Annotated in this window: 8 protein-coding genes and 6 tRNA genes; 1 reads left to right on the top strand and 13 read right to left on the bottom strand. The window is 61.9% G+C overall.

Annotation, left to right across the window (positions count from 1 at the left end):
* The 12 genes from fmt to E4U03_RS05305 all read right to left on the bottom strand — a co-directional run bounded on the left by fmt (position 1) and on the right by E4U03_RS05305 (position 6,059).
* Positions 1-927, bottom strand: a complete 927-nt coding sequence (gene fmt / locus E4U03_RS05245) for a methionyl-tRNA formyltransferase (protein ID WP_135012161.1) — start codon at positions 925-927, stop codon at positions 1-3.
* A 36-nt stretch (positions 928-963) separates the two neighbouring features.
* A complete protein-coding gene (def, locus tag E4U03_RS05250) occupies positions 964-1,611 on the bottom strand; it encodes a peptide deformylase (RefSeq protein ID WP_135012163.1) in 648 nt (215 codons plus the stop codon).
* 23 nt (positions 1,612-1,634) lie between these two features.
* Positions 1,635-2,516 (bottom strand): cytochrome, encoded by an 882-nt coding sequence (locus E4U03_RS05255; protein ID WP_135012165.1) that lies wholly within the window; start codon positions 2,514-2,516, stop codon positions 1,635-1,637.
* A gap of 126 nt (positions 2,517-2,642) precedes the next feature.
* The gene (locus tag E4U03_RS05260) at positions 2,643-3,863 is read right to left on the bottom strand and encodes a CapA family protein (RefSeq protein WP_245207671.1); all 1,221 of its coding nucleotides are present in this window, start codon (positions 3,861-3,863) and stop codon (positions 2,643-2,645) included.
* Positions 3,864-3,931: 68 nt separating this feature from the next.
* A complete protein-coding gene (locus E4U03_RS05265) occupies positions 3,932-4,132 on the bottom strand; it encodes a hypothetical protein (protein WP_135012167.1) in 201 nt (66 codons plus the stop codon).
* A 200-nt stretch (positions 4,133-4,332) separates the two neighbouring features.
* A complete protein-coding gene (locus E4U03_RS05275) occupies positions 4,333-5,160 on the bottom strand; it encodes an MOSC N-terminal beta barrel domain-containing protein (protein WP_135012171.1) in 828 nt (275 codons plus the stop codon).
* Between the two features lie 81 nt (positions 5,161-5,241).
* Positions 5,242-5,313, bottom strand: a tRNA-Val gene (locus E4U03_RS05280).
* 1 nt (position 5,314) lies between these two features.
* Positions 5,315-5,388, bottom strand: a tRNA-Cys gene (locus tag E4U03_RS05285).
* A gap of 49 nt (positions 5,389-5,437) precedes the next feature.
* Positions 5,438-5,510: transfer RNA gene (locus tag E4U03_RS05290), tRNA-Gly, on the bottom strand.
* 274 nt (positions 5,511-5,784) lie between these two features.
* Positions 5,785-5,857 (bottom strand) — tRNA-Gly (locus E4U03_RS05295).
* 33 nt (positions 5,858-5,890) lie between these two features.
* A tRNA-Val gene (locus E4U03_RS05300) sits at positions 5,891-5,962 on the bottom strand.
* A gap of 24 nt (positions 5,963-5,986) precedes the next feature.
* Positions 5,987-6,059: transfer RNA gene (locus tag E4U03_RS05305), tRNA-Gly, on the bottom strand.
* Positions 6,060-6,287: 228 nt separating this feature from the next.
* On the opposite strand from E4U03_RS05305, the gene E4U03_RS05310 reads away from it, so the two are divergent.
* Positions 6,288-6,857 carry a GNAT family N-acetyltransferase gene (locus tag E4U03_RS05310; RefSeq protein ID WP_167752307.1) on the top strand — a complete coding sequence of 190 codons (570 nt, stop codon included), beginning with the start codon at positions 6,288-6,290 and terminating at the stop codon, positions 6,855-6,857.
* 75 nt (positions 6,858-6,932) lie between these two features.
* Here E4U03_RS05310 and zapE read toward each other — a convergent pair.
* A partial coding sequence (zapE, locus tag E4U03_RS05315) for a cell division protein ZapE (RefSeq protein ID WP_135012175.1) occupies positions 6,933-7,847 on the bottom strand: 915 nt, incomplete at its 5' end.

The raw sequence follows: 7,847 nt of genomic DNA on the forward strand, positions 1-7,847 counted from the left end.
TCATACCAGCACCACTTTCCCTTCTACCAGGGCCGAGCCCTGACCGCGCGCCCAGTCGGCGGCGTTCATCATTTTCTTGCCTGCAGGTTGCACCTGGATCAGTTCTAGAGCACCGTCGGCGCAGGTGACAGCCACCTTTTTACCGGCCCAGAAGAGGGTTCCGGGCTCCCCCACAGGCTGCGCATGGCTGGTCTTGGCCATGCCGAGTTTGAAGCGGGCCCCGTCGAGTTCTGCCCAGGCCCCGGGTTCGGGGGTCACACCGCGCAGCTGGGCAATAACGTCAACGCAGGAACGGGCAAAGTCCACCCTGCCATCGGCGATAGTGAGCTTGGCTGCGTGGGTGGCCTCCCCGGCCTGCGGGGTGCCGGTAGCCCCGGCAGCAATATCGTCAAAGGTAGCAGCCAGCAGGGCACCGCCGGTCGAAGCCAGACGGTTGAGCATATCCCCGGCGGTATCGAGTTCCCCCACCGTAGCCGATTCGGACCGGAAAACCGGGCCGGTATCAAGCCCTGCGTCAATACGGAAGGTGTTGGAGAAAAGCTCGGTCTCCCTCGCCATCAGGGCCCGCTGCACAGGGGCAGCCCCGCGCCAGGCAGGTAGCTGCGAAAAGTGCAAATTAATCCAGCCTTGGGGCAGCAGGTCGAGGGCGCTCTGCGGCAGAAGGACGCCAAAGGCCACTACCGCCGCAATATCGGCACCCAGCTGCGCGACGGCGTCCGCAACCTCATCGGACCAGCGATTAGCTTTGATGATAGGCAGGCCCAGCTCCTGGGCGCGGGCTGCCACCGGGGACGGGGTCAGCACCCGCTTGCGCCCAACGGGGGCATCCTCGCGGGTGAGCACCCCCACCACCTCATAGCCCGCCTCAAGCAGACCGTTCAGGGGCGCGACGGCGACCTCCGGGGTACCGGCATAGAGAACCTTCATGCTTACCTTTCCACTCAAACTTTCGAACCAGCAGGTTTAGATACCAAAAGCGCCGGGCTTTTTGGCGGCAGACTGCTGGGCCCTGCTTGTCTGAGCCCCGCCGGTCTGGGCAGCAGCACCGAAGGAACCACCCAGGGCACCAAAGCCCGATGAGGTTTTCGCGGCGCGTTCACCCTGCACCGCAGCGGCAACCTGGTTGTAGTCTGCCTGGCGAATCTTGCGCCAAATATTCTTCTTATCTTCGCCCTCAACCCGGTCAATAAACATGGTGCCGTAGAGATGGTCGGTTTCGTGCTGGAGCATACGGGCAAAGAGCCCCTCGCCCTCGTAGACCACCGGTTCACCCTTGCAGCTCACGCCGGTAACCCGTGCCCAGTTCTTACGCGGGGTGGCAGCCGATAGGCCGGGGACCGACAGGCAGCCCTCGCCGCCCTCCTGGGGTTCGTCGCCTACCTCAAGCACGGGGTTGATGATGTGCCCCTCGCGGCCGTCAATGTTGCCGAAGGTAAAGATGCGCTTAGAGATGCCCACCTGGGGCCCAGCTAAACCTACGCCCTCAACGTCATACATGGTTTCGAGCATGTCGGCCACCAGTTTTTCAAGGTCGGCGTCGAACACGGTGATGTCGTCGCACTCGGTGCGCAGAACGGGGTCGCCTACAGTGCGAATGGGCAGAATAGTCATGCTTCTCTTTCTCGTCGGTGAGGTTAGGACGCCGCCGCGTCGGGTAAATCTGTGCCGGCAGCAAGCGGAGGCGCCACCACCGGCATGAGGGAATCTTCGGGGGTTTCTGAGAGGTCGCGGTTGAGATCCCAGACCCGTTTAAGGGCGCAGAACTTGTACCAGTTACGCTCTAACACCTGGGGGTTAGCCTGCTGGGGTACCACCTGGGTCTCGCCCAGGGCCACGCCCATCAAAATGCTTGCGCCCCCGTGCTTCCAGGGTTCCCAGGTGCCGTGTTCGGCGTCGATGAGGGCTTCTTCAGCCTTGACCCCGGCAACCAGCTGCATGACGACCTTATCGTCGAGCGGCTTCACCCGCCCCTTCCGGTCGGTTCCCTTGGTCTTGTAATCAATGATGCAGGTGTGCCCGGCTATCTCGGCTACCAGGTCAAGGGTGCCCGCGTAACCAACAGTCTCGTTCCAGATGGTGACTTCGGTAGCTAGAGGCTTGGGCCGGTAGAGTTCCCACCACTCATCAAACCGGTCGGCGTAGGCCTGCTCGCCGTAGGCAATGAGGTTCTCCCGGTAGCCCTCAACTTCGTGGGGCAGCCCCATGGCGCGCAGGGCAACCTGCTCTGCATAGGTGTGCACGCGGTCCCCCCGCGCCGCTGCTGCGTCGCGGTAACGCTCCGAGGCGGCTGCGGCGTCCCGAATCACCGCGAATTTAAGCCCGGCCGAGCTAGAAGCCCGGTAGGAGCGCTGGTCTTCCAGGGCGGCCTTGGCCGCCATGTAGCCGTGCCAGCCCGAGAGGTCGTTAGCCTGCTGCCCAATCACCGTGGTGATCGAGGGAACCAGTAGCTCCCCGCCGACCGTGCGCGCGTACATGCGACCGTGGTCGGTTGCTGACGCTAGCATGGGTGTGGTCACGCGGCCGTCCTGACGTCGGGAGAAAAATCGAAAAGCGCCCAGCCTTCACAGCGTATCTGGCGCTCTATCGATTATACGCACCTCTCTTCCCGGGCACGAGAGGGCGGGCGGGTTAGACCGCTTACCTTAGCTCCACTGGCGGGCACCAGCCTCAGCTGCCCCCAAAGACTCAACAATCTGCTGGACGCGGGCATTGGACTGCTGGGCGTAGTCTTCATCAACGCAATCGGAGGCAAGACGGCTGGGTGAGGTAATGCAGTAACGGTAGGCAGGGTTATCGACCATAGTGCTAGAAACCCAGCGGAAATCGCGCACCTGCCAGGTGCCGTCCTCCCCTCGCTCAAAAATAGGGTTGACCATAATTCCCTCGTTGTTGGCAACGTAGGAGGGTGAGAGCTCAGTGAGGTTGTTCCCCATGCCGTAGACAATCCAGGTTCCCTTGTAGTATTCGATGGGCTGCACGGCGTGGGCGTGCTGGCCCACGATCAGGTCGAACTCCCCTGAATCAACGAGAGCGTGTGCCACCTCGACCTGCTGGGCAGAGGGCTTATGCACGTACTCATCGCCAGCGTGCATGTTGGCAATGACCAGGTCAGCGCCCTCTTCTCGGGCACGGGCAGCCTTAGCAATCATGGCTTCTGAGTCGAGCATATCGACCTGCCAGGGGTGTTCAGGAACGTAGCCGTTGAGACCGTAGGTTCCGGTGATGATTGCTACCCGGGCGCCGTTGGCGGTGGTGAAAATATCGGGCTGGGTTGCCTCTTCTTCGGTGAGAGAAGTGCCGGTAACGCCCATTCCTGCAGCCTCGACCGCGCGGTAGGTTCGCTCCAGCCCCTCGGTGCCCTGGTCGTAGGAGTGGTTAGATGCCGTCATGCAGACGTCCCACCCGGTTTCAGCGGCCGCCGTCAGAGTCTGGGGCGGCACGTTGAAGTTGGGGTAGCCAGAAAAGGGGCCGGACGCATTAGCAACCACTGTTTCCATCTGGCAGACCGCCAGGTCAGCCCGGTCTAGGTAGGGGCGCTGTTCGCTGATCAGGGGTGTGAAGTCCAGGCCCGAGCTACCGGCTGCCGCCGCGTCAGCCTCTGCCTGGTCCCAGAGCATATTGTGCATCAGAAAATCGCCGGCGAAGAGCAGGGAGACGCAGTCCCCTTCGCCGCAGGCCCCGCCGGCGGCTGAAGCAGTCAGGGTACCCGATTCGCTGGCCTGCCCTGCCTCTGCGCGTGTCACCTGCCCTTGCCCGTCCTGCTGGACGGCGGCGTCTGCCCCGCTACTTTCCGTAGTCTGCGAGCTACAACCTGCCAGGGCCAGGGCGCTCAGGCAGAGAAAGGCGAAGAGGCGACGGTGCACGGTGGGGTCCTTTCAGCAGGGGTGTTACCAGCACCACCCTACCCAAAAGTGCCGCAGGGCACATATTGTTACCAGATGTCTACGCCTGCCAGAGCGTAGGTTGAAGCCCCGCCCTGCAACTCGATGGACGTTACCGTAGCCCCTTGCAGCTCCTTGGGCAGAGCCAGGTGGACGGCCGAGGGCATGTAGTAGCCGTCGCTATAGTCCGTCACCCGACCGGCAATGGCCGGGGTGCTGGCGGGCAGGGTCGCGGTGTGGCGTCCGCCCATTCCAGTTCGGTGGAGGGTGTGCCGGTAGGCGCCTGCACGGTGAGCAGGCTCGCCATGTCAACCCCGCTCCCCTGGTCGGTTGCGGTCGTGGCGGGTGTGCTACAGGCGGTCAGGAGCAGGACGCCGGCAGCTAGCAAGCTTGCGGCAGCGGGGATATAACGGCGGACGGTCACGGGGGGTACCTTCTTCGTTGAGGGTCTTTACCCTTTATTATCACCCTTTACAGGGCCGAGCGGCAGACCCGGCGCGGCGGCTACAAGGCTCGCGTATATACCCGCCGTTGGCTCACCGCGTAGATTGCGGGGCCGGTAGCAGGCCAGAAGTTTGAGCAACCGGGCTGTACGCTGGCCGGTGTCTGGCTGGACGTCGATGACGGCGCATCTGCCGATGCCTTCACCGGCAACCAGCGGCAGGCCGTGCAGCTCAGCCGGCACGCCGCGTCCTGCCTGGAGGGTAAGCGTTTTCCCCTGCCACCTATCTTCGATGTAGGGCGTTGAGGTCTCGACCACCAGGTTGCAGCGTAGCCTGGCCGCTATCTCATCCGGGCTCGGCGGCTGTTCAGGGTTGAGCTGGCGGGCGATCTCGGCCAGGGTGGCGGTACCGATTAGCGAGAAGGCCCCGGCGTATACCAGGTTCTGCCGGGGTGCGAAGGCCAGGGCCACCGGCTTTCCTAGGTAGGCGCTGAGGGCTTCGTTGACCGGGTGGTCGTAGACCGCAAGCTGTTTCTCGGCGCCCCAGGAGGTGAAGGTACTGGTGGCAGCCCTGGTGAGGGCAGGGACGGTGTAGCTACCTGCCCCGGGTATGTGCAGGGTGAGCTCTGCCTTTCCGTCGCGGGCGGTCAGATCGGTGGTGACGCCCATCAGGGCCGGGTAGGCGACGGTGCGTAGCACGGTGCGGTCGGCGGGTGAGACGAGGGCCCAGCGGCGGTTGTAGAGGGGGCCGGACGCGGTGATCTCGGCTGTGGTGCGCACTTGATGGCGGGCGCCTTTGAGGGGGCTGTAACCGAAGTGCGTGACGGTGAGGTGCATGGTTCTAGTCTTGCACAGTGTGTTCTGATGATGCGGGGTAAGCAAAAGGCTCCCTAGCTTTAGCTAGGGAGCCTTTCTTTGTGCGCGATACTGGGATCGAACCAGTGACCCCTTCCATGTCAAGGAAGTGCGCTACCGCTGCGCCAATCGCGCGTGGAGGTGAGGACGGGATTCGAACCCGCGTACACGGTTTTGCAGACCGTTGCCTAACCACTCGACCACCCCACCACACGCTCAGACCGTGGCCTGAGTTGCGAAAACGAGTTGTTTTCGAGAGAGCGGTTGACGAGACTTGAACTCGCGACATCCACCTTGGCAAGGTGGTGCTCTACCAACTGAGCTACAACCGCAACTCGCATTACTTTACACGAAGCCAGGCAGAGTTTCAACCGAGCTGCCTAGGTCACTCTACGCCCGCTCGACTTCCTTGCCAGGCCGAGGCTGCCCCGTGCGTCCGCCCCCACGAACATCGACCACCCTCACGAGCACCCACACCACCACGCGCATCTGCCACCCTACACAGCGATATGACGCACGCTCGGCTGAAAAACCTTAAGCCATGCACCACCACGCGCACACGACATAAAACAAAAGCCCCGGCTCAATGAACCGGGGCTTACGCGGAGCGGTTGACGAGACTTGAACTCGCGACATCCACCTTGGCAAGGTGGTGCTCTACCAACTGAGCTACAACCGCATATGCAATTATTTGCATTGGATTTTCGTCCAGTGCGCGATACTGGGATCGAACCAGTGACCCCTTCCATGTCAAGGAAGTGCGCTACCGCTGCGCCAATCGCGCATGACACTCGCAAGGAGTGTTGCGAGCGGTTGACGAGACTTGAACTCGCGACATCCACCTTGGCAAGGTGGTGCTCTACCAACTGAGCTACAACCGCATTGTCTTTCAGTTCCTCAGGGAACCGAGCCAACGAGTAAATACTTTACACTCTTTTCTAGCTCCTGCCAAATCGAAACATGCCTTCACGTAAACCCTTTTTTACCGCGTGTTTTCGCGGTTTTTACCACCGCAGCCCCGCCCAGCTCAAAATTTTTCTTCTATGCCCTGCACCACATCTTTGGGCGCGTACACTGTAAAAAACATTTCTATTCATCGTGGAGTTTTCATGCACCCCCAGCTTCTCACCGAACGTTTTACCTTGCGCCCCTTGCGCGAGGCAGATGCGGCAGCGATGGCTCAAGCCTGCCAAGACCCGGACATTATTCGTTTTTGTCTATCCGTACCCCTGAACTATACGGAAGAGACTGCCCGTGATTTCGTTGCCTACACCCATCAGGCGAGTGAGAGCGGGCATGAGCTGGTGTGGGGTATTGATGCAAGCGGGGTTTTTGCCGGTGTGGTGAGCCTGTTTAACGTCACGGATTCTTCGGCTGAGGTCGGCTACTGGTTGGCGCCGGGGAGTCGCGGTCAGGGGTTTCTAACCGAGGCCCTAGGTATGGTAGTGGGCTTTGCCCTGGATCCCCAGGGGCTGGGTCTCGACCAGCTGAGTTGGAAGGCGCTCGCTGATAACGGGGCGTCCGAGCGCGTGGCTCGCAGGGTTGGATTTACCAATTTCCGTACTTTGGTGAAAAGCCAGCCGGGGCGCCCGCTTGAGGACGGTTCCACTCCCCTGCTTGATATGCGCGCCGCTGAGCTGACGCGCGACCGCTGGGCTGAGCTGGGTTTCCCTGGCTAGGTCTCTGTGGGAAATAAGGACGCCGGTGCGCGCCCGTCTGCCTGTAGCAGGTGAGTGCGCTCCGGCGTCCTTGTTTTAGGCCTTATCGTCCAACATACCTTCACGCGCCAGGGCGGTGAGGCGTGAAACCGCACGGAAGTACTTTTTCTGGTATCCGCCGGTCATCATTTCTTCGGTGAAGACCCGGTCGAAGGGTACGCCGGAGGCGATGATGGGTAGGTCTTTGTCGTAGAGGCGGTCGGCGAGGACGACGAAGCGCAGGGCGACTGCTTGTTGGGTGATGGTGGTGACGTTGCGCCAGGCGATGGCGTCGAGGCCATCGATGAATTGGCGGTAGCGGGAGGGGTGCACGCGGGAAAGGTGGTCGATGAGGGCTTCGAAGTCGTCGATGGCGACGGTGCCGAGCTCACCGAAGCGGGTGTCGACGAGGGCGTCGAAGTCGGTGTCTGTGACGGGTGCGGGGGCAGCGGGTAGGCCGCGGTGGCGGAAGTCTTCACCGTCGACACGCAGTACGTCGAACTGGTCGGCGAGTACCTGGATTTCGCGTTTGAAGTCGGCTGCGGCGAAGCGGCCTTCGCCGAGGGCACCGGGCAGGGTGTTGGAGGTGGCGACGAGTTTGACGCCTGCTTCGGCGAGTTCGCGCATGAGGCGGGACATGAGCACGGTGTCGCCGGGGTCGTCGAGTTCGAACTCATCGATGCAGACCAGTTTGTAGTTTGAGAGCGCTTCTACGGTTTTGCGGAAGGTCAGGGCGCCGACCAGGTTGGTGTATTCGACGAAGGTGCCGAAGGCTTTGGGGCCTTCGACCATGTGCCAGAGGGAGGCGAGCAGGTGGGTTTTACCCACGCCGAAGCCGCCGTCGAGGTAGAGACCGGCTTTGGTGTCGTCCTTCTTTTTGCCGCCGCCGAAGAATTTGCCGAAGAAGCCGCCCCCGCTGGTTAATCCGCCGCGATTGATAGTTTCGCCGAAGGCGCGCAGGGCGTCAACAGC

Origin of the sequence: Rothia nasimurium (assembly GCF_004569295.1) — a bacterium.
In the GTDB taxonomy this organism is placed as follows: domain Bacteria; phylum Actinomycetota; class Actinomycetes; order Actinomycetales; family Micrococcaceae; genus Rothia; species Rothia nasimurium_B.